Source organism: Caulobacter sp. (assembly GCF_017744445.1).
Taxonomy (GTDB): domain Bacteria; phylum Pseudomonadota; class Alphaproteobacteria; order Caulobacterales; family Caulobacteraceae; genus Caulobacter.
The window spans coordinates 118815-142018 of sequence record NZ_JAGIBH010000004.1 but is presented as its reverse complement, the minus strand read 5'-3'; the positions used below and the strand labels follow the sequence as shown (position 1 = coordinate 142018).

The window sequence follows — 23204 nt, the reverse complement described above, 5'->3', positions numbered from 1 at the left end:
AGCCCGCTGACTTCCAGGATGCATCTGGGCCCCGGCTTTCGCCGGGGATGCGGGGATAAGGGATAGTCCGATGACCACCCCCCGCCACTTCATCGACCTGTGGAAGCTGGACGGCGCGACCCTGCGCCTGATGTTGGACGACGCCCACGCCCGCAAGACCGCCCGCAAGGGCTGGCCGCAGGGCAAGGTCGACGCCGACGCGCCGGCCAAGGACCGCGTGCTGTCGATGATCTTCCAGAAGAACTCGACCCGCACCCGCTTCTCGTTCGACGCGGCCATGCGCCAGCTGGGCGGCAGCGCCATCATCTCGACGTCCAACGACATGCAGCTGGGCCGCGGCGAGACCATCGAGGACACCGCCAAGGTGCTGTCGCGCATGGTCGACGCGGTGATGATCCGCGCCAACAGCCACGCCGACGTCGAGCGCTTCGCCCAGGTCTCGACCGTGCCAGTCATCAACGGCCTGACCGACAAGAGCCACCCCTGCCAGATCATGGCCGACATCCTCACCATCGAGGAGCATCGCGGCCCGATCGCCGGCAAGACCATCGCCTGGGTCGGCGACGGCAACAATGTCTGCTCCAGCTTCATCCATGCCGCGCCGCTGCTGGGCTTCGAGCTGAAGATCGCCTGTCCGGCGGTCTATCACGCCGACCTGCACGACCTGGCCCGCGCCGAGAGCCTGCAAGGCCGCGTCAGCATGGGCACGGACGCCAAGGAAGCCGTGAAGGGCGCCGACGTCGTCGTGGCCGACACCTGGGTCTCGATGGGCGACACCGACCATGACGAGCGCCTGGCCGCGCTGGAGCCCTATCAGGTCGACGACAAGCTGATGGACCTGGCGGCCGGCAACGGCGTCTTCCTGCACTGCCTGCCGGCTCACCGGGGCGAGGAAGTCACCGACGAAGTCTTGGACGGCCCGCGCTCGCTGGTCTGGGACGAAGCCGAGAACCGCATCCACGCCCAGAAGTCCGTGCTGGCCTGGGCGTTCGGGGCCATCGGCTAAGACCCTATCCCCAACTCCGCTCATCCCCGCGAAAGCGGGGACCCAAGCTGAGTCTGCGGGCCTATTCTCGTCCGTGCCAAATCCCTGAGGCCGCTTGGGTCCCCGCTTTCGCGGGGATGAGCGGGAAGGGGGTAAAAATGGGGTGTCGAAGGCCCTTCCTCGGCTAGGCTCCTTCCCAACAAAGTTGGGAGGGGACCTCATGAAAGCTCGCCATGTCACCGCCGCTTGCCTCGCGGTCTCCCTGATCGCGAGCCAGGCCCTGGCCGCCGACCGCTGGCTGGGCGCCTGGGGCTTCGCGCCCGTCTCGCCGAACGCGCCGCCGCCGGCTTCAGCGCCCAATCCCGCGCCCGCGCCGGCCCCCGCGCCGCCGGCCACGCAACAGACGCCGCCGCCGCTGGCTTCCGGTCCCTCGACCGTCGCCGACGTGACGATCCGCCAACTGGTCCGCGTCTCGGCCGCCGGGACCAAGGTGCGGGTGCGCCTCTCCAACGAGTTCGGGACCGCGCCGATCGTCATCGGCAAGGCGGCGGTCGCGCCGGCCAAGGCCGATGGCTCGGCGGGGGAGGGCAAGGCCCTGACCTTCGGCGGCCAGGCCCAGGCGATGATCTATCCCGGCGCGCCGCTCTACAGCGATCCCGTCGACCTGCCCGTGGCCGCGTTGCAGGAACTGGCGGTCAGCCTGTACCTGCCCGAGGAGACCAAGCTTCCGACCCACAGCCTCAGGCAGACCCTGTCGGACAAGGGCGACTTCACCACGGCCGCGCGCTTCGGCGACAAGCCCCTGCGTCTGGGCGCGATCGTCAGCGGGGTCGAGGTCGCCTCGGTCCCCCCGCGCCGGGTGATCGTGACTCTGGGTGACTCCATCACCGAGGGCGCGGGCTCGACGCCCGGCGCCTACCAGTCCTGGCCCGACCTGCTGGCCGTGCGCCTGGCCGGCCGCGCGGCGGTGGTCAATGTCGGCATCAGCGGCAACCGCGTGCTGCGTGAGCGCTCTGGCCCCAGCGCCCTGGCGCGCTTCGACCGCGACGTGCTGTCGGTGCCCGGCGCCACCGACGTGGTGCTGATGGAAGGCATCAACGACATCAACCGGGCCTTTAATCCGCAGTATGGCGAGCGCGCTAATGCCGACGATCTGATCGGGGCCTACAAGCAGATCATCCTGCGCGCCCACGCCAAGGGCCTGCGCATCCATGGCGCCACCCTGACGCCGCAAGGCGGCTATCGCAGCTTCTCGCCGCAGACCGAGGCGACGCGCCAGGCGGTCAATGCCTGGATCCGCACCTCGGGCGCGTTCGACGGGGTGATCGACTTTGACGCCGCCGTGCGTGATCCCAAGAAGCCCGACACCATGGTCGAGGCCTATCAGAGCGGCGACTGGCTGCACCCCGGCGACGCTGGCTACAAGGTCATGGCGGCGGCGGTGGATCTGCGACTGTTCGGCGTGAAATAGCGGGCCCCCTCGCAATTTTCGCCAAACGGCCTATCTAGCCTCCCCATGACCGACATCGCTCCCAATACCGGCGTCCTCGACGACGTCGTTTCCGCGTTCCAGATCGAAGGCCTGCCCGTGCGCGGCCGCATGGTCCGTCTCGGCGACGCCGTGGACGAGGTGCTGACCCGTCACGACTATCCCGAGGCGGTCGCCAACCTGCTGGGCGAAGCCTGCGCGCTGGCGGCCCTGGTCGGCTCCAGCCTGAAGTTCGAAGGCCGCCTGATCGTCCAGGCCCAGGGCGACGGCCCGGTGCGCTATGTCGTGGTCGACTACGACACCAGCGGCGGCCTGCGCGGCTATTGCCGGTTCGACCCGGAAGAGGTGGCCAAGGCTTCGGAAGGCTTCACGCGTCCGGGCGCCAAGACCCTGCTGGGCGGCGGCGTGTTCATCATGACCCTGGACCAGGGCGCCGACATGGAGCGCTATCAGGGTGTCACGCCGATCGAGGGCGAGACCCTGGCCCTGTGCGCCGAGCAGTACTTCCAGCAGTCGGAGCAGACCCCGACCCGCGTGCGTCTGGCCGTCGGCCAGGTTGACACGGGCGAGGGCCCCAAGTGGCGCGCCGGTGGCATCTTGATCCAGGTTATCGCGGGCGACGCCGCGCGCGGCGACACCCAGGACGCCTGGACCCACGTGCAGGCCCTGTTCGAGACAACCGGCGAGGACGAGCTGATCGACCCGACCATCTCGACCCCGACCCTGCTGTGGCGCCTGTTCAATGAGGACGGCGTGCGCCTGTTGGAGGAAAAGCCGCTGCGCGCCTTCTGCCGCTGCTCGGACGAGCGGATCGGCGTGGTGATGGACTCGTTCTCGGCCGAGGAAGTGGCCGACATGGTCGAGCCCGACGGCAAGATCCACGTGACCTGCGAGTACTGCTCGCGCGTCTACAAGCTGGATCCCCCGGCGGCGGCCTGATCCAGGTCCCGGAACGCAGAAAGCCGGCGCCCGAAAGAGCGCCGGCTTTTTTGTTTCCGTCGGATGGAAGCCTAGTTCAGCTTCGCCGCCGCGCCGGGCAGGTGCAGCGAGAACTCCGGGATCTCGACGTCGAAAAGTTCGCCCTCGTCGGTGACCATGGCGTAGCTGCCCTTCATCGCGCCCGACGGGGTGGGCAGGGGGCAGTTGGAGACGTAGCGGAAGGCCTCGCGGGGCTTCAGCTCCGGCTGCTCGCCGACCACGCCCGAGCCCTCGACGTCGTTCACGCGGTTGAAGGCGTCGACGATCGTCCAGCGGCGCGAGACCAGGGTCACGGTCTCGACGCCGTGGTTCTCGATCTCGACCGTGTAGGACCAGAGGTACAGGCCCTGCTCGGGCGAGGATTCCTTGGCAGCGTAGATCGGGAAGACGCGCACGACGATGTCGCGCGTGCGCGCTTCATAGGCCGCGCCGTCCTGGCCGCGACGTCGACGCATGCGCTGCATCGGGGGAGAGGTTTCACGCCTGATCGAGCGCACGGATCACATCCCGCTTGAGGTCTTCGACGCTTTCCAGGCCCACCGACAGGCGCACGCCGCCCTCGGTAACGCCTAGCATCGGACGTTGCTCCTCGGGCACCGAGCGGTGCGTCGTGGTCGGCGGGTGGGTCGCCATGGATTTCGCGTCGCCCAGGTTATTGGAGATGTCGACGATCTCCAGGGCGTTCAGGAACTTGAAGGCCGCTTCGCGCGAGCCCAGGTCCAGGGCGATCACGGTGCCGCCGCCGGTCATCTGCGACTTGGCGACGTTGTGGCCCGGATGGTCGGGGCGGAAGGGGTAGAGGACCTTCTGCACCTTCTTGTGCTCGGCCATGGTGTTGGCCAGGGCAAAGGCGCTGTCGGTCTGGCGGCGCACGCGCAGGTCCAGCGTCTCCAGGCCCTTGACCATGATCCAGGCGTTGAACGGCGACAGCGACGGGCCGGTGTGGCGCAGGCTGTCGCGGTAGAACTCCTCGTTGATCGCCTCGCTGGTCAGGATGGCCCCGCCCAGCACGCGGCCCTGGCCGTCGATGTGCTTGGTGGCCGAATAGACGACCACGTCGGCGCCCAGCTCCAGCGGCTTCTGGAAGATCGGGGTGGCGAAGACGTTGTCGACGATGACCTTGGCGCCGACCGCGTGGGCCAGCTCCGACACCGCGCGGATGTCGGTGATTTCGAGCACGGGGTTCGAGGGCGTCTCGATCAGCACCGCCTTGGTGTTGGGACGGATGGCCGCTTCCCACTCACGGATGTCGGTGGCGTCGACAAAGGTGGTCTCGACGCCGAAGCGCGGCAGCCACTCGCTGACGATCCAGCGGCACGAGCCGAACAGCGCGCGGCCGGCCACCACGTGGTCGCCAGCGCGGACCAGGCCCATCAGGGCGGCGTGGATTGAGGCCATGCCGGTCGCCTGGGCGCGGCAGACTTCCGCGCCTTCCAGCAGGGCCAGGCGGTCCTCGAACATCTTCACGGTCGGATTGTTGAACCGCGAATAGACGAAGCCGGGGTCCTCGCCGGCGAAGCGGCGGTCGGCGCCCTCGGCGCTGTCATAGGTGAAGCCCTGCGTCAGATAGAGCGCCTCGGCGGTCTCCATGAACTGCGAACGCGCGAGGCCCCCACGAATGAGCTTCGTCGCGACGTTCCAGTCTTTTGGATCCTCGGCCACGGGCCTTGCCTCATCTTACGCGTAAAACCGCCGGCATAAGGAGCGGGGAGGGGGTCCTGGTCAAGCATGAACGCCCCATCCGCGACCGGAGAATTGTCACGGGCGAAAAACACATTGTCACGGGCGAGCTTGCCACGGTCTTACCTTGCCTTTGGGGCGAGGTTTGGCGAGTGTCGCGCCGATGACCGACGCCCACGCCGCAGGGATTCTGCCCTGCCAGAATATCGAAGACCTGATCGTCCAAGAGGCGATCACCTCAGCCACGCCGTTTGACGTCGATCAGGTGCAGCCCGCCAGCCTGGACCTGCGCCTGGGCGCGCGCGCCTGGCGGATCCGCGCCTCGTTCCTGCCGGGCCTGCACCGCAAGGTGCCTGAGCGCCTGAAGGACGTGGCCATGCACGAGCTCGATTTGACCAAGGGCGCGGTGCTGGAGAAGGGCTGCGTCTATATCGCCGAGATCCAGGAGCGCCTGGCCCTGCCCATGACGGTGTCGGCGCGGGGCAATCCCAAGAGCTCGACGGGTCGGGTGGACGTCTTCGTCCGCCTGCTGACCGACCACAGCCGCGCCTTCGACGATGTCGACGCCGGCTATACCGGTCCGCTCTATATCGAGATCGCGCCGCAGACCTTCTCGGTGCTGGTCCGGGCCGGCACGCGCCTGAACCAGCTGCGCCTCAAGCGCGGCGAGCCGGCCAAGCTGGCCACCCGCAGCGTCGGCGTCGACCTGACCTCGGACACGGGTGTCGTCGGCTTCCGCGGTCGTCGCCACGCCGGCGTCGTCGACCTGGACCACGAGGACGGCCACGACCCGCGCGACTACTGGGAGCCGCTGGAGGCCCGCCATGGCGAGCTGCTGCTGGATCCGGGCGAGTTCTACATCCTGGCCTCCAAGGACGACATCGAGATTCCGGTGCTGGAAGCGGCCGAGATGACCCCGATCGATCCGTCGGTCGGCGAGTTCCGCGTCCACTATGCCGGCTTCTTCGATCCGGGCTTCGGCACCGAAGAGGCGGCGGCGGTCGGCTCCAAGGGCGTGCTGGAAGTGCGCAGCCACGAGACGCCATTCCTGCTGGAGGACGGCCAGACCGTCGCGCGGCTGGTCTATGAACCCCTGACCTCGCGGCCGGTGCGCCTTTATGGCGAGGGTGGGTCGCACTACCAGCGCCAGGGCCTGAAGTTGTCCAAGCATTTCAAGGCCTGGTCTTAAGCGTCACTGGGCTGAGTCGTTATGTCGCGGCGGCGTTAAGCTCCGTGTTTAGGAGACTCGCGCTTATCTGAGGGCCTCGTTTAGGTCGGGCCTTTAAGAGATGTTTCGTGGCGTAGTGAGGCGTCTGTCGCGCGGGGCGATCGCGGCGGGTCTCGTTTGGATGGCCGGTGTTGGCGTCGCCAATGCCGCTCCGGCGATGTGGGAAGTCCGCGACAGGGACTCCGTCGTCTACCTGTTCGGCTCGATGCACGTGCTGCGTCCGGACGTGCGCTGGCGCACCCGGGCCTTCGACCACGCCTATGCCGTCGCCGACCGCGTCTGGTTCGAGACCCGCGCCGACCTGCCGCCCGCTGAGGTGAAGGCCCTGGTCGACCGCTATGGCGTCGACGCCGATCGCTCCCTGACCCAGAAGCTGTCGCCGACGGCCCTGGCCACCTTGCGGCCGGTGCTGGATCGCGACGGCGTGCCGCTGGAGCGCGTCGAGCGCCTGCGCCCCTGGGCGGCGGCGATGATGCTGTCGGTCGCGCCGATGACGCGGCAAGGCGGCGAGGTCGCCAGCGGCGTCGACCAGGCCACGACCCAGCGCGCCAAGACGGCCGACAAGCCGATCTCGACCTTCGAGACGTTCGAGCAGCAACTGCGCATCTTCGCCGACCTGCCCGAGCAGGCCGAGCTCGACTACCTGGACGACGTCGCCCGCGAGCAGCTGACCCCGCCGCGAGACGGCGTCGCGCTGGAGCGCGCCTGGCTGGCCGGCGACATGAACCGGCTGGGCAGCCGCCTGGTCGATCGCATGAAGACCGATCGCCCGGCGCTCTATGACGCCCTGCTCAAGCGCCGCAACCTGGCCTGGGCCGATCGTCTCGATGCCGAGATGCGGCAGGGCGAGGGCGCGGAGCTGGTCGTCGTCGGGGCCCTGCACATGGCGGGCGGCGAGGGGCTTCCGGCCCTGATGAAAGCCCGCGGCTACGCCGTCAGACGCATCCAGTAAGCTGTCGCAGGCCGTGTCGCGCGGCAACCCGCCGCACCAGATCTGGTGGACAGTCGGTGCAGTTACACAAATCCTAGTGCCTGTCCTCGTGAGGCGCGACTCAGTCTCGCCGAGGGCAAATCGAGTTCCCACGGAGGCCCCGATGGCCCGTACTGCTCAAGACCCGTTCCTGATCCTGCAAGGCCGCGTCGAGGCCTGGGAGCGGTGCGCGCGTATTCCCGGCTGCGACAAGGCCGTCTGGCGCCAGGACGGCGAAGGCCGCGTGATCCGCTGGTCCGACTTCGGCGACCGGTTCTCGCGCTACGGCTGGGAAGTCGTCAGTCGCCCGCGCCCCGGCATGCTGGGCCGCGCCCTCAAGCGCTTGGAGGCCGTCCACTGGCGCGGCGTCACCGGCGAGTCGCTGTCGGTCGATCCGTTCCTGGGCCGCAAAGCCGCCTGAAACGTCAAGCTTCTCCGTCCTTTAGTCGATACTGCCTGACAAAATGACAACCATGCTTGACATGGTGTGCTCGTGAATGACAAATGTCCTTGTCATTTAGACGGGGTGGCTTGTCATGGAAAAGATCGAAGCGCGTAAGGTCAGCCGGGAGGAGATCGCTCAGCGGATCATGGCGGGCTGTTTCGTCCTGGGCGGGCTTGTGGGCGGCGCCTTCGCCTTGGCGACCTTGCTGCACTGGGAAATTCCGCTGTGGTTGATCGGCGGCGTGCTGGTCGTGCTGATGGTGCTGCTCGTGCCCGTGACGATCATCTATTGGCGCATGATCGACGAGGCGGCTCGCGAAGCGCACAAGTTCGCCTGGTTCTGGGGCGGGCAGGGCGGGATGCTGATTGCCCTGGGGCTTGGCCTGCTGGGCGACTCCGAGAAGCTGGTGGCCGCCTACGGTGACCTGAAGGCGGCGGGCTGGATGTTCGTCGGCATGCTGGCGCTGTTGATCTGTCAGATCGTGGGTTACGGCCTGGCCTGGGCCGGCTGGTGGCTGATCCGTCAGCGCTGAGGGAGGGGACCATGCGCGACTGCCAGACTCCCGCCGCGCGCAACTATCTGCGCCGCTTCGTTCCGGCCATGGGCGGCTACGTCGCCGTGCTGATGGGATCGTTGTGGTTCATCGAGCGCCATCACCCCACCGGGCCGCTGCTGTGGCTGCTGGGCGTGGCGCCGGCTATTCCGATCATCGGCGTGATCGCCGCGATGGGCCTCTATCTGATGGAGGAGACCGACGAGTTCCTGCGCACCGTGCTGGTCCAGTCGTTGCTGTGGGGCACGGGCGTCACCATGGCATTCGGCACGGCCTGGGGCTTCCTTGAGAACGTCGAGGTCGTCCCGCACTTCCCGCTGTACCTGATCTTCCCGGTGTTCTGCGGTTCCTTCGGCCTGGCCCAGCCCTTCGTCCGGAGGCGCTACCAGTGAAGAACCGCCTCAAGGTGCTGCGGGCCGAGCGCGACTGGAGCCAGGCTGACCTGGCCGAGGCGCTGCAGGTCTCGCGCCAGACGATCAACGCGCTGGAGACCGGCAAGTACGATCCCAGCCTGCCGCTGGCCTTCAAGATCGCCCGGCTGTTCGGGCAACCCATCGAAACCATCTTCCAGGACGAGGCCTGATCGCCATGACCCTCGTGTCGCAATTTTCCAAGGCCTACCAGTCCAACCGTCTGGTCCGGGCCCTCGTGTACGGGATCGCCGCCGCGCCGCTGGGCTATCTGTTCGGTCGCTGGCTGGGCGGGCTGAAGGACTTCGGGGAGTGGAACCCCGCCTGGCCCGACATGATGGCCGCCCTGCTGGGCGTGTTCATGGTCGGCCTGGGCATTGGTGTCCTGGCCGTCTGCGCCAGCCGCAAGGCGTTGGGCCGCCAACTTGACCCTGAGGGCGGCCGGCCCGCGACGAAGGCCCAGGTGTTCTTCTACGCCCAGAACGGCGTCGTGCTGCTGCTGGCGGGCGTCATGATGGTCACGCCGGTGGCCGTCAGCACGGCCTTCGAGACCGTCCCGCCGCTGGTCGGTTCAGCGGCCATGGTCGGCCTGATCGCGCTGTTCCTGCTACAGACCGCCATGAACATCTCGGTCTGGATCCGCAGCGACGAGCTGATGCGACAGGCCATGACCGAGGTCGGCGCGCTGTGCTTCGTGGTCCTGCAGGGCGCGATGTTCCTGTGGGCGGCCGGCGGAAAGCTGGGCCTGCTGCCGGTCATGACCCTGTGGGACGCCGTGCCCGTGATGATGGCCGTCTACCTGCTGATCGGCTTTGGCGTCACCTGGCGTCGCGGCCTGGCCGCCTAACCTAAACAGTACCTCCAAAGCGTCCCGCTCCTCGGCGTCTCAAGCGCCGAAGCCTTCCGCACGTCCCTACGGGGGAGAAAGATCCATGCCGCGCAAACGCTTCCACCTGTTCGTCATCGCCATGGCCATCCTGGCCGCCTGCGGCGTGTTCGGCGGCAGCCACGCTCATGCCGCCGACCGGATGACCGTCACCGTCACGGGCAAGGGTCCCGACGTCGTCCTGATCCCGGGGCTGGCTTCGTCCGGCGCGGTTTGGGACGCCACGGTCAAGCAGCTGGCGACCTCGCACCGCGTCCACGTCGTCCAGGTGGCGGGCTTCGCCGGCGCGCCGGTCGCCGGCAATGCCGAGGGGGAGGTGGTCGACCCGCTGGTCGAGGCCGTCGACGGCTACATCAAGGCCAACCACCTGAAGTCGCCGGCCGTGATCGGCCACTCGATGGGCGGCTTCACGGGTCTGCTGCTGGCGCGTCGCCACCCTGAGGACATCGGCCGGCTGATGATCGTCGACAGCCTGCCGTTCTTCGCGGTGCTGTTCTCGCCGGCCGCCACGGTCGAGAGCGTCAAGCCGCAGGCCGCCGCCATGCGGGACGGCGTCACCGCCATGAGCCCCGAGGCCTTCGCCAGTCAGCAGGCCATGACCACGCCGCGCTTCGTGAAATCGCCGGACGGCCAGAAGCTGGTCCTGGCCTGGTCGGTCGCCTCGTCGCAGTCGGTTGTTGGCCGCGCCATGTACGACCTGCTGACCACCGACGCCCGAGGCGAGCTGGCGGCGATCAAGACGCCGGTGACGCTGCTCTATCCGTACGCTCCGGCCATGGGCGCGCCGACGGCGGCGATCGACAAGACCTATGCCGACGCCTACGCGGCCCTGCCGGGCGTGGCGCTGAAGCGGATCGACGACAGCCGTCACTTCATCATGCTGGACCAGCCCCAGGCCTTCGCCGCGGCGGTCGAGACCTTCTTGAAATAGCCGCCAAGGCTTGCGCCTCCGCGCCAGCCGCCCAATTCTCAACCTCAAGTCATTCGGGGATTTTCATGCTTCGTCATCTGCGCCGCGCCGCGGCAGGCCTCGTCTCGGTCGCCGTCTTGGGCTTTGCAGGCTCGGCCCTGGCCGAACCCGCCCTGTGGGCCATCAAGGACAAGGATTCGACCATCTATCTGTTCGGCACGATCCACGTGCTGAAGCCCGACACGAAGTGGCGCTCGGCCAAGATCGACAAGGCCCTGGCCGACAGCGGCGACCTGACCCTGGAGATCGTCGGCTCGGACGATCCGGCGGTGATGCAGCCCTTGGTGTTGAAGTACGGCATGGATCCGGCCAACCCGCTATCGGGCAAGATCGCGCCCGACAAGTTCAAGAAGGCCAACGACCTGGCCCAGGCCGCCGGCATCCCGCCTCAGGCCGTGAACATGATGCGCCCTTGGCTGGCGGCGGTGACGCTGTCGATGATCCCGGTGATCAAGGCCGGCTACGATCCCAAGAGCGGTGTCGAGTTCGTGCTGGCCAAGGAGGTCCGCGCCGCCGGCAAGGCCGAGAAGGCCTTCGAGACGCCCGACCAGCAGATCCGCTTCTTCGCCGACCTGCCGGCCAAGAGCGAGGCCGACTTCCTCAGCGCCACCCTGGATGACGTCGACGAGGGCGTGGGCAAGATCGACAAGATGGTCGCCGCCTGGGCCGCCGGCGACACCAGCGCGCTGGAGAGCGAGTTCGTCTCGGAAATGAAGGGCAAGTATCCCGAGCTCTATGACCTGCTGATCACCAAGCGCAACGAGGACTGGGCCCAGCAGCTGAAGACCAAGCTGGCCGGCTCGGGCGTCAGCTTCGTCGCCGTCGGCTCGGGCCACCTGGTGGGTCCCGACAGCGTCCAGGCGCAGCTGGCCAAGCTGGGCGTCAAGGCCGAGCGCGTGGAGTAACCCCTTTCCCGATTCCCCGGCGAAAGCCGGGGCCTAGATGCAAGAGCGCCCGCGCCTCCGAAAGGATCGCGGGCGTTTCTGCATGCGCCTCACAGCCATACGATCTGGGCCCCGGCTTTCGCCGGGGAGACGGACTAAGAGGCAGCAGCCGCCGGCGCCCGCAAATAAATCGAGCGCTTCGGCACACTCATCACCCGCTGCAGCATGGGCTCGAACGCTTCCAGGGGCATCGACTTGAAGTTCGGGTCGAAGGCCTCCTGGTCGTACACGTGGCAGAACTTGGCCGTGTGCTCGAAGTCCGGATGGCCGCGAAACTGATCGCGCATGTCGCGGTCCAGGCCCAGGTGGTGGAAGAAGTAATAGCCCTGGAAGATCGCGTGGTGGGCCACCATCCAGTGGTTCCGCTCCGACACGAAGGGCTGGAGGATGGCGGCGGCGATGTCGGCGTGATTGCGCGGACCCAGGATGTCGCCAATGTCGTGCAGCAGGGCGCAGACCACGTACTCTTCGTCCTCGCCGGCCTGGTGGGCGCGAGTGGCGGTTTGCAGACTGTGGTCCAGGCGATCGATGGCGAAGCCGCCGCAGTCGCCTTTCAAGAGGTTCAGGTGGGCGATCAGCCGGGTGGGCAGCTCGCGCCCGAACTCCACCGACGCGCCGGCGATGATGCCCCAGTCCTCGGGCGTGCCGTCGGTCATGGCGTGAAATTTGGCGCGCGGATGATCCTCGCCGTCGGCCATCACGTTTCTCCCCAAACGTCTGTTTGAAGTGATCGTGCGCTTGATGCGAGCGGAGGTCAACGCGATGTCGGGAGGACCTTGGAGCGGGCGGGGGGAATCGAACCCCCGACATTCAGCTTGGGAAGCTGACGTTCTACCTCTGAACTACGCCCGCCAGAGAGACGCTTCGTTTAGCCCGCCTCGCCCCGGTACTCAAGCCAAGGATCGAGCGACTTGATTTCTCGCCGCGATCCGACCTCTAGTCGCCTGCGGTTAGGGTGGCAATTTCAAGTAGATTCCCATGTTCAAGCTTACTCGCGGCGTCCTGGTCGGGCTGACCGGGCTGGTGCTCGCGCCCGTGGCCGCTCATGCGGCGGATGCCGCCAAGGCCTTCGGCGCGCGGCCGGCGGTGCTGAGCGCCAGCCTGTCGCCGGACGGCCAGTCGATCGCCCTGGTCCAGCCCCTGGCCGAGGCCCAGGCCAGCGCCGTCTTCGTGGCGCGGCTGGACGGGACCGGAACGCCCAAGCCGGTGCTGACCGCCAACGGCAAGCCCTATCGCCTGACCAGCTGCGGCTGGGTCACCAATACGCGGCTGATCTGCGAGCTGCGGATGCTGCTGATCACCGACGCCACGCGCATGGCCTACAGCCGCATGGTCGCGCTGAATGCCGACGGCGCGGAGGTCAAGGAAATGACCGCCAAGCCGTCCAGCGTCGAGGTCGGTTACCACCAGGATGGCGGGGACGTGGTCGACTGGCTGTCCGACGACGACGCCGGCGTGGTGCTGATGACCCGCCAGTACGAGGGCGAGATCTCGACCGGCAGCCTGATGGGCGTCAATGCGCGCAAGGGCCTGGCGGTCGAGCGCGTCGACACCGTCACCATGGTCCGCACGCCGGTCGAGGCCCCGCGGGGCGACACCGTCAACTACATCTCCGACCAGCATGGCGGGCTGCGGATCATGGCCGTTCAGCCGCGTAACAATGCCGGCTATCGCAGCGACGAGGTGACCTATTTCCACCGTCCGGCGGCCGGCGGGCAGTGGACGGCGATCCCCGCGACGGGTGAGCTGGCGGGTTTCCGGCCCTGGGCCGTCGATCGTGATCTGAACGCCGCCTATGGCTTCCAGCCGGTCAACGGCCACGACGCCATGGTGCGGGTGTCCTTGGACGGCTCCTGGAAGCGCGAGGTGCTGGTCGCCCGCGACGACGTCGACGTGGACGGCCTGATCCGCATCGGTCGCCAGCGTCGCGTGGTCGGCGCCAGTTTCGTCACCGACAAGCGCCAGACCGTGTTCTTCGACCCAGGCCTGCGCGCGCTGGAAGCGGCGTTGTCCAAAGCGCTGCCGGGCAATCCGCGCGTCAGCTTCGTCGACGCCAGCAAGGACGAGAAGCGCCTGCTGTTGTGGGCCGGCAGCGACGTCGATCCCGGCGGCTACTACCTCTATGACCGCAACACCCGGAAGCTTGCCCCGGTGATGCCCGAGCGTCCGGACCTGGCCGACATCAAGCTGGCGCCGGTCAAGGCCATCACCTACGCCGCCGCCGACGGGACCCAGGTCCCGGCCTACCTGACCCTGCCGCCGGGCTCGGAGGGCAAGACCCTGCCGACCATCGTCATGCCGCATGGCGGCCCCAGCGCTCGCGACGAGTGGGGCTTCGACTGGTTGGCCCAGTACTTCGCCCACCAGGGTTTCGCGGTGCTGCAGCCAAACTTCCGCGGCTCGTCCGGCTATGGCGAGGCGTGGTTCCAGAAGAACGGCTTCCAGTCGTGGAAGACCGCGATCGGCGACGTCAACGACGCGGGCCGCTGGCTGACCGCCCAGGGCGTGGCCGCGCCCGGCAAGCTGGCGATTATCGGCTGGTCCTACGGCGGCTACGCGGCGTTGCAGAGCGCGGTGGTCGACCCCGACCTCTTCAAGGCCATCGTCGCCATCGCCCCGGTCACCGACCTGGAGACTTGGCGCCAGGAGTTCAAAAACTTCACCAACTACAAGATCGTCGACGCCTTCGTCGGGCGCGGGCCGCATGTGAAGGAGGGCTCGCCGGCTCAGAACGCCGCGCGCATCAAGGCGCCGGTGCTGCTGTTCCACGGCGACCAGGACATCAATGTCGGCGCCGGCGAATCCCGCCTGATGCAGGCGCGGCTGAAGGCGGTTGGGGCCAAGTCCGAGCTGGTCGTCTATCCGGGCCTGGACCACCAGCTGGACGACGCGGCGACCCGCGAGCGGATGCTGAGCCAGATCGACCAGTTCCTGCGCGCCTCGCTGGGGATGTAAGGTTTCCGTCTGCCTCGACGGCGGACCAAATTGCGCCTCAACTTGACGTCCATATGCGCGCGCAGTCGCAGTGGGAGTCGATCGTCGCGTGCCAGTTCAGACGGAAACCCCTCGCATGGCCTTCGGCGAGGTCAGCATCGATGTCGATAGCCGCCGCGTGCGGGCCCCCAATGGGGCCAGCTGCCTGGAGCCCCGGACCTTCGACCTCCTGATGACCCTGGCCGAGCGGCCTGGTCTGACGGCGTCGCGCGATCACCTGATCGAGACGGTCTGGAGCGTGGACGAGGGGTCTCACCTGGCCCTGAACCAGGCGGTGGCCGACCTGCGCAAGGCCTTGGGCGACGACGCCTTGGCGCCGCGCTTCATCGAGACGGTGCCGGCCATCGGCTATCGCTGGATCTACGAAGCGACGCCCGGCAGCACGCCGCCTGCGCCGCGCTGGAGCCTGGGCCCCGCCTGGGTGGCGGCCGGCGCGGCCTTGGCCATCGCCGTGGGCGGGGTCGCGACCCTGGGTGCCTATGCCTGGGCCCAGGATGATGACCCGCCGCCGCGCGTCATCGCCAAGCGCTAGCCTAGCGCATCGTGTCGTCCAGGAATGCCGACGCCCAGACCAGCGGCGCGTTCCAGTTGATGGCCACCTCGTTCTGGGTGAAGGCGCGGTAGTCGTCGGTCCAGCAGGTCTGCGGCTTGCACTGGCCCTTCATGGTCTTGGCCACGTCGTCGCCCATGTTGGTCGAGTTGGGCCCGCCCGAGACCACGCCGGCCGGCGGGGCGGGGTAGGCCGCGTTCGCCTGCCTGGCCCAGAAGCGGTGGTGGGGGTTCTGCATCGCCCGCGCGCCGAAGCCGGTGACGTAGGAACGATCAAGCGGGTTGCGGCCCAGGACGTAGTCCATGGCATCGACCGCGCCGAAGCGATAGGCGATCTCGCCCGTGAAGTCGTAGGCTAGGCCCAGCACCACGGCGCGGTTCAGCACCGAGCTGTTCGAGCCCCAAGGATAGCCCGGCGCGGCGTAGGGCAGGCCATAGCCTTGGCCGAGGTCTTCGGACAGATACCGGCCGGCGGCGGCCATCAGGCTGGTGCGGGCCTGGGTGATCTCGGCGGGTTTCAGGCCGCTGGGGACCAGCGCCAGGGTGATCGTGCCCAGGGCACCGACCGAACCCCAGCTGATGTCGCTGGTCGCCAGGAACAGCGGCGAGGCGCGCAGCACCTTCTCGGCGTTCGCGTCTCCCGTGGTGGCGTAGAGCTCGGCGGCGGCCCAATAGAGCTCGTCGGTCAAATCACCGTCGCCATAGCCGCCCGAGCCGGTGAACGGACCCAGCTGGTAGATGTCGGGATGGCGCAAAGCGGCGGCGAAGGCGCGGCGGGCGGCCTCCAGGCAGCGCGCGGAGAAGGCCGGGTCGATGGTCTTCCATACCCGGGCGGCCTGGGCGGTCACGGCCGCCAGGTTCAGGGTCGCGCCCGTGGTCGGATAGTAGAGATATCGCACCTCCTTGTCGTCGGCCGGCGAGGTCGGTAGGCCGGTCCAGTTGCGGTCGGCGATCTTCTGGTGGGCCATGCCCGAGGCGTCGATGGCGGTCAGCTTCAGCTTGCCGTCGACCGGCTTCTGCTTGCCGACCGGGACCTGTAGCGTCTTGCCGTCCGGAACCTGCATGGCCAGCAGGAACGACAGCTCGAAGCGGGCCTCGTCCAGGATGTCGGGCACGCCGTTGGCATTCTCGGGCAGGGCCTGCGAGCCGTCGCCCAGGGCCTTCAGCGCACCGGGACGCTTGAGAACCGCAGCGCGCTCATAGGCGTTGACCAGCGTCCAGACCGAGACGCCGCCGTTGACGACGTACTTGCCGTGGTCGCCGGCGTCGTACCAGCCGTCGCTGGCGTCCAGGGTGTAGTCGCAGCCCGGCCAGACCTGGCCACGCTCGTCGGCCAGGTCGAAGCAGGTGGCCTTGTCCGGCGCGTGGCCAGCAGGACGGGCCAGGTCGGGGCGCTCGACGAAGCGGGCCTCGATCGGGACGCTGGCGCGCTGCTGGTAGAAGAACGACAGGGCGGCTTTGGTCAGTTTGCCGTCCGGCCTGGCGCGTAGGGCGAACGGGCGGCTCTCGGCGGCGCCGACCGTCAACCGATAGCCGTCGCCGGCCTTGCGGACGCTCGAGAAGTCGATCTGGTGGACATGCTCGCCCGAGGCGGCGTTGTCGCCGAACACCTTGGTCTTGCCCGAGGCGACCGTCGCGCCCGAGGCGTCCAGCAGGGTCCAGTCCAGCGGGCTCTTGGAAGCATCGGCCAGCACGGCGCGCTTGGGGCCGTTGGCCTCGAGGCCCATCTGGTTCAGGCGGATGGGGCGGGGCGCCTCTTCGGCATGCGTGACGCCGGCCAGCACCAGCAACGAGACAAACAACAGGGCGGCCAGGCGGGTCATCAACGCTTCCTCCGTGACGCGTCGACTTGCGCGCCTTGGCGGTGAAGCTAGTGCAGCTCCGACAGCGTTGTCACGATCTTTGTTACCGGTATCTGGCCTGTAAACAAAAACGCCGCCCGAGGTCATCGGGCGGCGTTCGACGCAGTACTGATAAGAGCGCTTAGTTCTGCGGAGCCGGCGCTTCCGGCGGCGGGCCCGGAGGCTGGCCGCCTTGCTGGGCGCGGCGGGCGCGCATCTGTTCGAAGGCGGTCTTCAGCTCGGCCAGGGTGATCTTGCCGTCCTTATCGGCGTCGATCATGGCGAAGCGGTCTTCCGGACGGCCAGCGCCGGTCCATTCGGCCTTGTCGACGACGCCGTCGCTGTTGCTGTCCCAGCGCTTGAAGACGTCTTCCGGGGCCGGCATCTGGCGCGGGCCCGGAGGCGGGCCGTCTTGCGCCAGGGCCGCGCCGGCCACGAGGGTGGAGAGAGCGCCGAGGGCGACGATGAGCTTACGGCTCATAGAGGGTGTTTCCTTCCCGGGTTTAGTCCCTGGCTCGTTGAGATGGGCTCCGATTGTTGCGGCCTTATTTCGCGATTAGGGCGGGAAAGGGCGGGCTCGAAAGCCCGTCCCGTGGGGCTAGAACTTGTATTGCAGCCCCAGGCTGAACTGCCGCCCGGTATGGGTGTAGACGAAGGTGCTGTCGCGGTCGGAGTCGATGAACTGCCGGTTGAAGCGGTCCAGGATGTTCAGCCCCTCCAGCGACAGCTTGAAGCGCTCGTTGATCTGGTACGAGGCGGCCATGTCGAAGGTCAGGTTGGGCGAGTAGCCCTCGATGTCCTGCAACGGGTTGTTGGCCGGCAGGGCGACGACCGACTTGTCGCGGTACGAGGCCGAGACGCGGGCGCTGAACTTGCTGTCCTCGTAATAGAGCGTGGCGTTGTAGGCATTCTTGGACAGGCCGATCAGGTCGTTGGTGGTGATGCCGCCGGCCGCCAGGAAGTAGTCGATCTGGCTGTCGACATAGGTGTAGTTCACCAGCGCCCCGGTGTGGCTCAGGAACCCCGGCAGAAAGGTGAAGGCCTGCTGGTAGTTGACCTCGAAACCCTTCAGCGGGCCGCCCGGGGTGTTCAGCGGCCGGGTGACGGTGATCGGGGTGTTATCCGGATCGACGCCCGACGCGCCCAGCAGGGCCAGCGGCAGACCCGTCTGGCGGAAGGTCAGTTGCTGGGACTGGTTCTGAACATAGGTCTCGATGTCCTTGTAGAAGAAGCCCACGCCCAGGATGGCGCCGGGGGCGAAGTACCACTCGGCGCCGAGATCGGCCGTCCAGGCGCGGATCGGGTCCAGGGTCGGGTTGCCCGAGGTGATCGACGGCGTGCCGGTCAGGTTCAGGCTGCCGCCGGGCGTCAGGAAGCCCAGGTCAGGCCGCGACACGGTCTTGGCACCCGAGAAGCGCAGGATGAGGTTGTCGGTGACGTCGACGGCGACGTTCAACGAGGGCAGGACGTCGTTGTAGCTGTGATCGGCCGTGACCTGCTGCGGCGTCAGGCCGATCTGGTAACCGCGCGACTCCAGCTCGGTGCGGGCGAAGCGGAAACCGACGTCGCCGCGCACGGGCACGCCGCTGATTTCGGTGCGCAGGTCCGCCTGGATGAAGGCCGAGGTCACCTTCTCGTCCACCCGGCGGATGCCGCCGAAATTGTTGACCAGCGTATACAGGCCCGTCTGGCTGTAGAGGTTCTGGTTGCCGACGAACTTGTCGTAGTCGATCGTCGCCCAGGCCGACGGGAAGACCCCCGAATTGATGCCGTGGCCGCCGAAGCCGCTGACCACCTTGGTCAGGTTCTTCAGCTCCGCCGAGGTGAAGCTGGGCACCAGGAAGTTGTTGGCCCGCTGGAAGGCCGAGGTGTCGAACGAGAATTCATCATAGTGCCCGCCGACCTTGACGGTCAGGGCGTCGTCGACGGCCCAGGCCAGGTTCAGGTCGATGGTCTTGTAGATGTTGGTCGTGAAGATCTGCGACAGCCGCACCTCGGCATTGGGGGCGGCGAAGCTGTAGAGCGCCGCATCCGTGACGTCGAAGCCGTGGGTGATGGTCGGCTGGTCGCGGTCCTTGCGGAAGTCCACCGTCATGCTGGTGTTGGGCCGCTGGAACATGATCGTCGTCGTCATCGGCTGGTCGTAGTCCGACTTCGAGTAGCCGATCAGGCCCCTGACCGTGATCTTGTCGGTCAGCTCGTGCGTGCCCGCCAGGGTGTACTGCTGGAAGACGTTCTGGAACTCGTCGTGCTGGGTGTCGGAGCGCACGTCCACGCCGTCGAAGCGGGCGTAGTTGACGTCATAGACCGTCTGGCCCAGGTTGACGCCGGCGGTGTGGCTGGTCCCGGCGTTGCGCAGGATCAGCTCGCGCACGGCCGTCTGCGGCTTGCCGTTCTGGCTGATGGCGCGGGCGAACGAGAAGCCCTCCAGCCAGTTCTCCTCGCGCTTGACGTCATAGTTCGAATACAGGGCGTCGAAGCTGAGCGAGGTGCGCGAGGTCGGCTTCCACTGCAGGGCCAGGGTCGCGCCGGTGCGCTCCTGGTTATGGTGGAAGCGGCCATAGCGGGGCAGGCGAGGGAAGAACACCGTCGAGCGGTTGGCCTGGTCGAAGACCGTGTCGCTGGCGGCCGGGCGCGGCACGCCGGTGGCGCAGTTGGCGGCGTCCGTGCCGTTGGCGGCGTTGTCGACCGGGTTCTGCACGGGCCGGCCGACGGGCGTGCAGAAGCCGCCGTCCACCGTGGCGGGGTTCCAGCCGCCCGAGCCCCATTGGTCTTCCAGATAGCGACGTTTGCTGTAGGCCACCGAGGCCTGGGCCCCGAACTCGCCGAACGCGCCTTCCCAGCGGTTGCCCAGCACGGCGGTGAAGCGCGGATCGACCTTCTTGGCGAGATCCGTATAGCTGCCGGCCGCGCCCAGCACGAAGGTCAGGCCCTTCTGGTCCAGCGGACGGGCGGTCTCCAGGTCGACCGTGGCCCCCAGCGAGCCTTCGATCACCTCGGCCTGGGCGCTCTTGCGCACCGTGATGCCGCTGAACAGTTCCGAGGCGAAGGTGTTGAAGTCGAAGCCGCGGCCCAGGTTGGCGCCGCGGTCGCTGGTGGTGGCGCCGCTGGTCGACTGGGCCTCCATGCCGTTGATGCGCACGCGGGTGAAGTTCGGCGGCAGGCCGCGCACGGTGATCGTCCGGCCCTCGCCGGCGACGCGGGCGATCGACACGCCCGGCACCCGCTGGATGGACTCGGCGAGGTTGGCGTCCGGGAAGTCGGCGATGTCCTCGGCCTTGATGGCGTCGACCACGCCTGAGGACTGGCGCTTGACGTTCAGCGCGCTCTTCAGGCTTTCGCGAAAGCCGGTGACGACCACTTCGTCGACGGTGGTGTCTTGCGCGTGCGCGCTGGTGGCGGCCATCGCGCCGACAATGGCCAGGGCCAGCAACGAGCAGCCCGATTTCCAGCCCAACTTGGACGGCGACCTATGGGACGGCGACATGAGGACCTCCAGACAGGGCCGGCCCCGCCGCGCCCCAGATGTTTCCAACCCGAGGCTCCCGGTTTTCCCGGTTCAGCTCTCTACGTCGCGTAGTCCCGTATTTTGGGATCAAATCTCACAACGTAGATAATATATGTCTGACAAATGACGGAGTCGCAAGATATCGTAACAAAGGTTGGCTCGGCACAGGCCCCCACCTGACCTGCTTGCGCAGGTCTGTCCTCCCCCAAACGGGGCGGAGAAAGAAGAGTGTCGTATGGGGCGCTATCCTCCCCCTTTTGGGGGAGGGGGACCGGCGAAGCCGGTGGAGGGGTCAGCGCCGGCCTAGGGCTGGGCTTCGGTCGAGAGGTTCTCGTTGATCAGGCCGACCTTGTACCAGCCGTGTTCCTGAAGGGCGTTCAGCAGGGTCATAAAGCGCTCGTAGGGCACATCGCCTGTCGCGCGGATCATGATGCGTTGCTGATCCTTTGGGCCGGGACCGAAGCGCGTCGACAGGTCTCCGGGCAGGGCCTCAAGGGTAGTAGGCGCGTCCTCGATCGCCAGGGCGCCGTCCGGCTTGATCGTGATGAAGACTGGCGTCGTGCGTGCGGGCTTGGCCGGGATTGGCGGTGGCAGGTCGATCTTGATCGTCACCACCTTCATCGGGACGGCGCAGAGGGCTAGTAGCCCCAGTGCGAGCAGGACGCCGATCGTGATCTTGACGCCCCGCTTCATCGCCTAGTGCTTCCCGCGGTCGCGCCCGAAGTTCGGCAGAGCGCTCTCCTGGCCCGCCGCGACGATGCCTCTGCGGATCGCCCGCGTCCGGGTGAAGTGGGCGTGCAGGGTGTCGGCGTCGCCCCAGCGGATCGCGCGGCTCATGGCCTGCAGGTCCTCGGTGAAGCGGCCGAGCATTTCCAGCACCGCGTCCTTGTTGGCCACGAAGATGTCGCGCCACATGGTCGGATCGCTGGCGGCGATGCGGGTGAAGTCGCGGAAGCCCGAGGCCGAGTACTTGATGACCTCGTTCTCGGTGACGTTCTCCAGGTCGGCCGCGCTGCCGACGATCGTGTAGGCGATCAGGTGGGGCAGGTGGGACACGACGGCCAGCACCAGGTCGTGGTGCTTTTCTTCCATCAGCTCGACCTGGGCCCCGAAGGCGCGCCAGAAGGTCGAGAGGCGGGCGACGGCCTCGGCGTAGTGTTCGTCGTCGCTCTCGAACGGGGTGAGGATCGTCCAGCGGCCCTCGAACAACTCGGCGAAGCCGGAGTCGGGACCCGACTGCTCGGTGCCGGCGATCGGGTGGCCGGGGATGGCGTAGATCTTCGACAGGTCCTGGGCGCGGAAGGCCTCGGCGACATTGGCCTTGGTCGAGCCGACGTCGGTCAGGGTCGCGCCCGCCTTCATGGCCGGGATGATCTCGGCGGCCAGGCCTGGGATCGACAGCACCGGGGTGGCGATGACGACGAGGTCGGCGTCCTTCACCGCTTCGGCGATGTCGCCGGTGACGTGCTCGGCAATGCCCAGCTCGACGACGCGAGCGCGATTGGCTTCGCTGGCGTCGGCCACGGTGACCTCGCCGACGACGCCGTGTTCACGCGCCGCGCGGATCACCGAGCCGCCGATCAGGCCCGCGCCGATGACGGTGAGCTTAGGGTAGAGGAGACCGGGCGCCGACATCTAGCGGCCCATGAACTGGGCCAGCAGGTCCACGACGGCGCGGTTCTGCTCTTCCAGGCCGATGGTGATCCGGATGCCGTTGGGCAGGCCATAGTTGGCCACGGCGCGGACCAGGTAGCCTTTCGAGGCCAGGAACGCCTCGGCCTCGAGCGCGGTCTTGCCCGGCGTGGTCGGGAAGGTCGCCAGCACGAAATTGGCCGCCGACGGAGTGACTTCGAGACCCAGGCCGCCCAGCTGCTGGGCCAGCCACGGACGCCACTGTTCGACCAGGGCCAGCGAGCGGGCCTGGAAGTCGTCGTCGAACAGGGCCGCGACGGCGGCTTCCTGGCCGGGGATCGAGGTGTTGAACGGCGGACGGATGCGCTCGATCGGGGCGATGATGTGCTCGGGCGCATAGCCCCAGCCCACGCGCAGGGCGGCCAGGCCGTGGATCTTCGAGAAGGTGCGGGTGACGATAACGTTCTCGGCGGTGCGGGCCAGGTCCAGGCCGTCCTCGAAGCGCGGGTCGCTGCAGAACTCGGCATAGGCGCCGTCCAGCACCAGGATCACCGACGGCGGCAGGGCCGCGTGCAGGGCGCGAATCTCCTCGCCCGTCAGCCAGGTGCCGGTCGGGTTGGCGGGGTTGGCGATGAACACCAGGCGGGTGCGCTCGTCGACGCACTTGACCGTCTCGTCGATGTCGACGCGGTGGTTGATCTCCTTGGCCATCCGCACCTCGCCCTGGCAGGCGCGGGCCCCGATGGCGTAGGCGGCGAAGCCGTGCTCGCCCTGGACGATGTTGTCGCCGGGCTCCAGGTACGCCTGGCACAGCAGGGCGAAGATCTCGTCGCTGCCGTCGCCGAAGGTCAGGCGCTCGGGCTCCAGCTTGAAGCGCTCGGCCACGGCGGCGCGCAGAATGCCGGCCTTGCCGTCCGGATAGATGTGCATCCGGTCGACGGCGTTGCGGTAGGCGTCCTTGGCCTTGTCGCTGCTGCCCAGGATGTTCTCGTTGCTCGACAGCTTGATGGGGTGATCGATGCCTTCGACCTTCGACTTGCCGCCGACATAGGCATGGATGTCCATGATGCCGGGTTTCGGGACAGGGCGAGGCGAGGCGAAGCGATCGGTCATCGGACTACTCAAGCTGCGGACGCGGCTCT

General features: G+C 67.7%; 22 protein-coding genes, 1 tRNA gene and 1 pseudogene. 14 read left to right on the top strand and 10 right to left on the bottom strand.

Annotation, left to right across the window (positions count from 1 at the left end):
* The first annotated feature begins 70 nt into the window (after window positions 1-70).
* The 3 genes from argF to J7528_RS07460 all read left to right on the top strand — a co-directional run bounded on the left by argF (window position 71) and on the right by J7528_RS07460 (window position 3413).
* Window positions 71-1006 carry an ornithine carbamoyltransferase gene (gene argF, locus J7528_RS07470; protein WP_291872369.1) on the top strand — a complete coding sequence of 312 codons (936 nt, stop codon included), beginning with the start codon at window positions 71-73 and terminating at the stop codon, window positions 1004-1006.
* 199 nt (window positions 1007-1205) lie between these two features.
* Complete coding sequence (locus J7528_RS07465) at window positions 1206-2456, top strand: SGNH/GDSL hydrolase family protein (protein WP_291872367.1); 1251 nt, start codon at window positions 1206-1208, stop codon at window positions 2454-2456.
* Window positions 2457-2501: 45 nt separating this feature from the next.
* Entirely contained in the window at window positions 2502-3413 is a 912-nt protein-coding gene (locus J7528_RS07460) for an Hsp33 family molecular chaperone (RefSeq protein ID WP_291872365.1), read from the top strand.
* A 71-nt stretch (window positions 3414-3484) separates the two neighbouring features.
* Here J7528_RS07460 and apaG read toward each other — a convergent pair whose 3' ends face one another.
* Complete coding sequence (apaG, locus tag J7528_RS07455; protein ID WP_291872364.1) at window positions 3485-3949, bottom strand: Co2+/Mg2+ efflux protein ApaG; 465 nt, start codon at window positions 3947-3949, stop codon at window positions 3485-3487.
* On the bottom strand, window positions 3930-5114 hold the full coding sequence (gene metZ / locus J7528_RS07450; protein WP_291872361.1) for an O-succinylhomoserine sulfhydrylase: 1185 nt from the start codon (window positions 5112-5114) through the stop codon (window positions 3930-3932). Before metZ ends, apaG begins: the two co-directional genes overlap by 20 nt.
* Window positions 5115-5295: 181 nt before the next feature.
* Between metZ and J7528_RS07445 the strand changes: the two genes are divergently transcribed.
* The 9 genes and pseudogenes from J7528_RS07445 (at window position 5296) to J7528_RS07405 (ending at window position 11499) form a co-directional block, all read left to right on the top strand.
* Complete coding sequence (locus J7528_RS07445; protein ID WP_291872359.1) at window positions 5296-6321, top strand: 2'-deoxycytidine 5'-triphosphate deaminase; 1026 nt, start codon at window positions 5296-5298, stop codon at window positions 6319-6321.
* A gap of 115 nt (window positions 6322-6436) precedes the next feature.
* Entirely contained in the window at window positions 6437-7312 is an 876-nt protein-coding gene (locus J7528_RS07440; RefSeq protein ID WP_291872357.1) for a TraB/GumN family protein, read from the top strand.
* 131 nt (window positions 7313-7443) lie between these two features.
* Window positions 7444-7751: pseudogene (locus J7528_RS07435) on the top strand (hypothetical protein); the annotation flags it as partial.
* Window positions 7752-7866: 115 nt separating this feature from the next.
* Window positions 7867-8307 carry a hypothetical protein gene (locus J7528_RS07430; RefSeq protein WP_291872354.1) on the top strand — a complete coding sequence of 147 codons (441 nt, stop codon included), beginning with the start codon at window positions 7867-7869 and terminating at the stop codon, window positions 8305-8307.
* Window positions 8308-8318: 11 nt separating this feature from the next.
* Window positions 8319-8720, top strand: a complete 402-nt coding sequence (locus tag J7528_RS07425) for a hypothetical protein (RefSeq protein ID WP_291872353.1) — start codon at window positions 8319-8321, stop codon at window positions 8718-8720.
* On the top strand, window positions 8717-8911 hold the full coding sequence (locus tag J7528_RS07420; protein ID WP_291872351.1) for a helix-turn-helix transcriptional regulator: 195 nt from the start codon (window positions 8717-8719) through the stop codon (window positions 8909-8911). The genes J7528_RS07425 and J7528_RS07420 overlap by 4 nt, the downstream gene beginning before the upstream one ends.
* A gap of 5 nt (window positions 8912-8916) precedes the next feature.
* A complete protein-coding gene (locus J7528_RS07415) occupies window positions 8917-9585 on the top strand; it encodes a hypothetical protein (RefSeq protein ID WP_291872349.1) in 669 nt (222 codons plus the stop codon).
* An 85-nt stretch (window positions 9586-9670) separates the two neighbouring features.
* Window positions 9671-10555, top strand: coding sequence for an alpha/beta hydrolase (locus J7528_RS07410; protein ID WP_291872347.1), 885 nt, complete (start codon window positions 9671-9673; stop codon window positions 10553-10555).
* A 65-nt stretch (window positions 10556-10620) separates the two neighbouring features.
* Window positions 10621-11499: a TraB/GumN family protein gene (locus tag J7528_RS07405; RefSeq protein ID WP_291872345.1), complete on the top strand. Its 879-nt coding sequence runs from the start codon at window positions 10621-10623 to the stop codon at window positions 11497-11499.
* A gap of 134 nt (window positions 11500-11633) precedes the next feature.
* Here the strand turns inward: J7528_RS07405 and J7528_RS07400 are convergent, their stop codons facing one another.
* Window positions 11634-12236, bottom strand: a complete 603-nt coding sequence (locus J7528_RS07400; protein ID WP_291872344.1) for an HD domain-containing protein — start codon at window positions 12234-12236, stop codon at window positions 11634-11636.
* A 79-nt stretch (window positions 12237-12315) separates the two neighbouring features.
* Window positions 12316-12390, bottom strand: a tRNA-Gly gene (locus J7528_RS07395).
* Window positions 12391-12516: 126 nt separating this feature from the next.
* Here J7528_RS07395 and J7528_RS07390 point away from each other — a divergent pair.
* Window positions 12517-14493 carry a S9 family peptidase gene (locus J7528_RS07390; RefSeq protein ID WP_291872342.1) on the top strand — a complete coding sequence of 659 codons (1977 nt, stop codon included), beginning with the start codon at window positions 12517-12519 and terminating at the stop codon, window positions 14491-14493.
* A 115-nt stretch (window positions 14494-14608) separates the two neighbouring features.
* Entirely contained in the window at window positions 14609-15064 is a 456-nt protein-coding gene (locus tag J7528_RS07385; protein WP_291872339.1) for a winged helix-turn-helix domain-containing protein, read from the top strand.
* A gap of 1 nt (window position 15065) precedes the next feature.
* Here J7528_RS07385 and J7528_RS07380 read toward each other — a convergent pair whose 3' ends face one another.
* From J7528_RS07380 to hisC, 6 genes are all read right to left on the bottom strand, one after another.
* On the bottom strand, window positions 15066-16904 hold the full coding sequence (locus J7528_RS07380) for a glycoside hydrolase family 9 protein (RefSeq protein ID WP_291872337.1): 1839 nt from the start codon (window positions 16902-16904) through the stop codon (window positions 15066-15068).
* 160 nt (window positions 16905-17064) lie between these two features.
* Window positions 17065-17403, bottom strand: coding sequence for an EF-hand domain-containing protein (locus tag J7528_RS07375; RefSeq protein ID WP_291872335.1), 339 nt, complete (start codon window positions 17401-17403; stop codon window positions 17065-17067).
* Between the two features lie 117 nt (window positions 17404-17520).
* Window positions 17521-20409, bottom strand: a complete 2889-nt coding sequence (locus tag J7528_RS07370; protein ID WP_291872333.1) for a TonB-dependent receptor — start codon at window positions 20407-20409, stop codon at window positions 17521-17523.
* A gap of 324 nt (window positions 20410-20733) precedes the next feature.
* Window positions 20734-21123 carry a biopolymer transporter ExbD gene (locus J7528_RS07365; RefSeq protein ID WP_291872331.1) on the bottom strand — a complete coding sequence of 130 codons (390 nt, stop codon included), beginning with the start codon at window positions 21121-21123 and terminating at the stop codon, window positions 20734-20736.
* 3 nt (window positions 21124-21126) lie between these two features.
* Entirely contained in the window at window positions 21127-22065 is a 939-nt protein-coding gene (locus J7528_RS07360; RefSeq protein WP_291872329.1) for a prephenate/arogenate dehydrogenase family protein, read from the bottom strand.
* On the bottom strand, window positions 22066-23187 hold the full coding sequence (hisC, locus tag J7528_RS07355) for a histidinol-phosphate transaminase (protein WP_291872327.1): 1122 nt from the start codon (window positions 23185-23187) through the stop codon (window positions 22066-22068).
* Between the last annotated feature and the right edge of the window lie 17 nt (window positions 23188-23204).

Excerpts from the sequence above, each read along its gene's own strand:
- argF (WP_291872369.1), top strand. The coding sequence starts at position 71 with ATGACCACCCCCCGCCACTTCATCGACCTGTGGAAGCTGGACGGCGCG.
- J7528_RS07465 (WP_291872367.1), top strand. The coding sequence starts at position 1,206 with ATGAAAGCTCGCCATGTCACCGCCGCTTGCCTCGCGGTCTCCCTGATC.
- J7528_RS07460 (WP_291872365.1), top strand. The coding sequence starts at position 2,502 with ATGACCGACATCGCTCCCAATACCGGCGTCCTCGACGACGTCGTTTCC.
- J7528_RS07445 (WP_291872359.1), top strand. The coding sequence starts at position 5,296 with ATGACCGACGCCCACGCCGCAGGGATTCTGCCCTGCCAGAATATCGAA.
- J7528_RS07430 (WP_291872354.1), top strand. The coding sequence starts at position 7,867 with ATGGAAAAGATCGAAGCGCGTAAGGTCAGCCGGGAGGAGATCGCTCAG.
- J7528_RS07425 (WP_291872353.1), top strand. The coding sequence starts at position 8,319 with ATGCGCGACTGCCAGACTCCCGCCGCGCGCAACTATCTGCGCCGCTTC.
- J7528_RS07415 (WP_291872349.1), top strand. The coding sequence starts at position 8,917 with ATGACCCTCGTGTCGCAATTTTCCAAGGCCTACCAGTCCAACCGTCTG.
- J7528_RS07410 (WP_291872347.1), top strand. The coding sequence starts at position 9,671 with ATGCCGCGCAAACGCTTCCACCTGTTCGTCATCGCCATGGCCATCCTG.
- J7528_RS07405 (WP_291872345.1), top strand. The coding sequence starts at position 10,621 with ATGCTTCGTCATCTGCGCCGCGCCGCGGCAGGCCTCGTCTCGGTCGCC.
- J7528_RS07400 (WP_291872344.1), bottom strand. The coding sequence starts at position 12,236 with ATGGCCGACGGCGAGGATCATCCGCGCGCCAAATTTCACGCCATGACC.
- J7528_RS07390 (WP_291872342.1), top strand. The coding sequence starts at position 12,517 with ATGTTCAAGCTTACTCGCGGCGTCCTGGTCGGGCTGACCGGGCTGGTG.
- J7528_RS07385 (WP_291872339.1), top strand. The coding sequence starts at position 14,609 with ATGGCCTTCGGCGAGGTCAGCATCGATGTCGATAGCCGCCGCGTGCGG.
- J7528_RS07380 (WP_291872337.1), bottom strand. The coding sequence starts at position 16,904 with ATGACCCGCCTGGCCGCCCTGTTGTTTGTCTCGTTGCTGGTGCTGGCC.
- J7528_RS07375 (WP_291872335.1), bottom strand. The coding sequence starts at position 17,403 with ATGAGCCGTAAGCTCATCGTCGCCCTCGGCGCTCTCTCCACCCTCGTG.
- J7528_RS07370 (WP_291872333.1), bottom strand. The coding sequence starts at position 20,409 with ATGTCGCCGTCCCATAGGTCGCCGTCCAAGTTGGGCTGGAAATCGGGC.
- J7528_RS07365 (WP_291872331.1), bottom strand. The coding sequence starts at position 21,123 with ATGAAGCGGGGCGTCAAGATCACGATCGGCGTCCTGCTCGCACTGGGG.
- J7528_RS07360 (WP_291872329.1), bottom strand. The coding sequence starts at position 22,065 with ATGTCGGCGCCCGGTCTCCTCTACCCTAAGCTCACCGTCATCGGCGCG.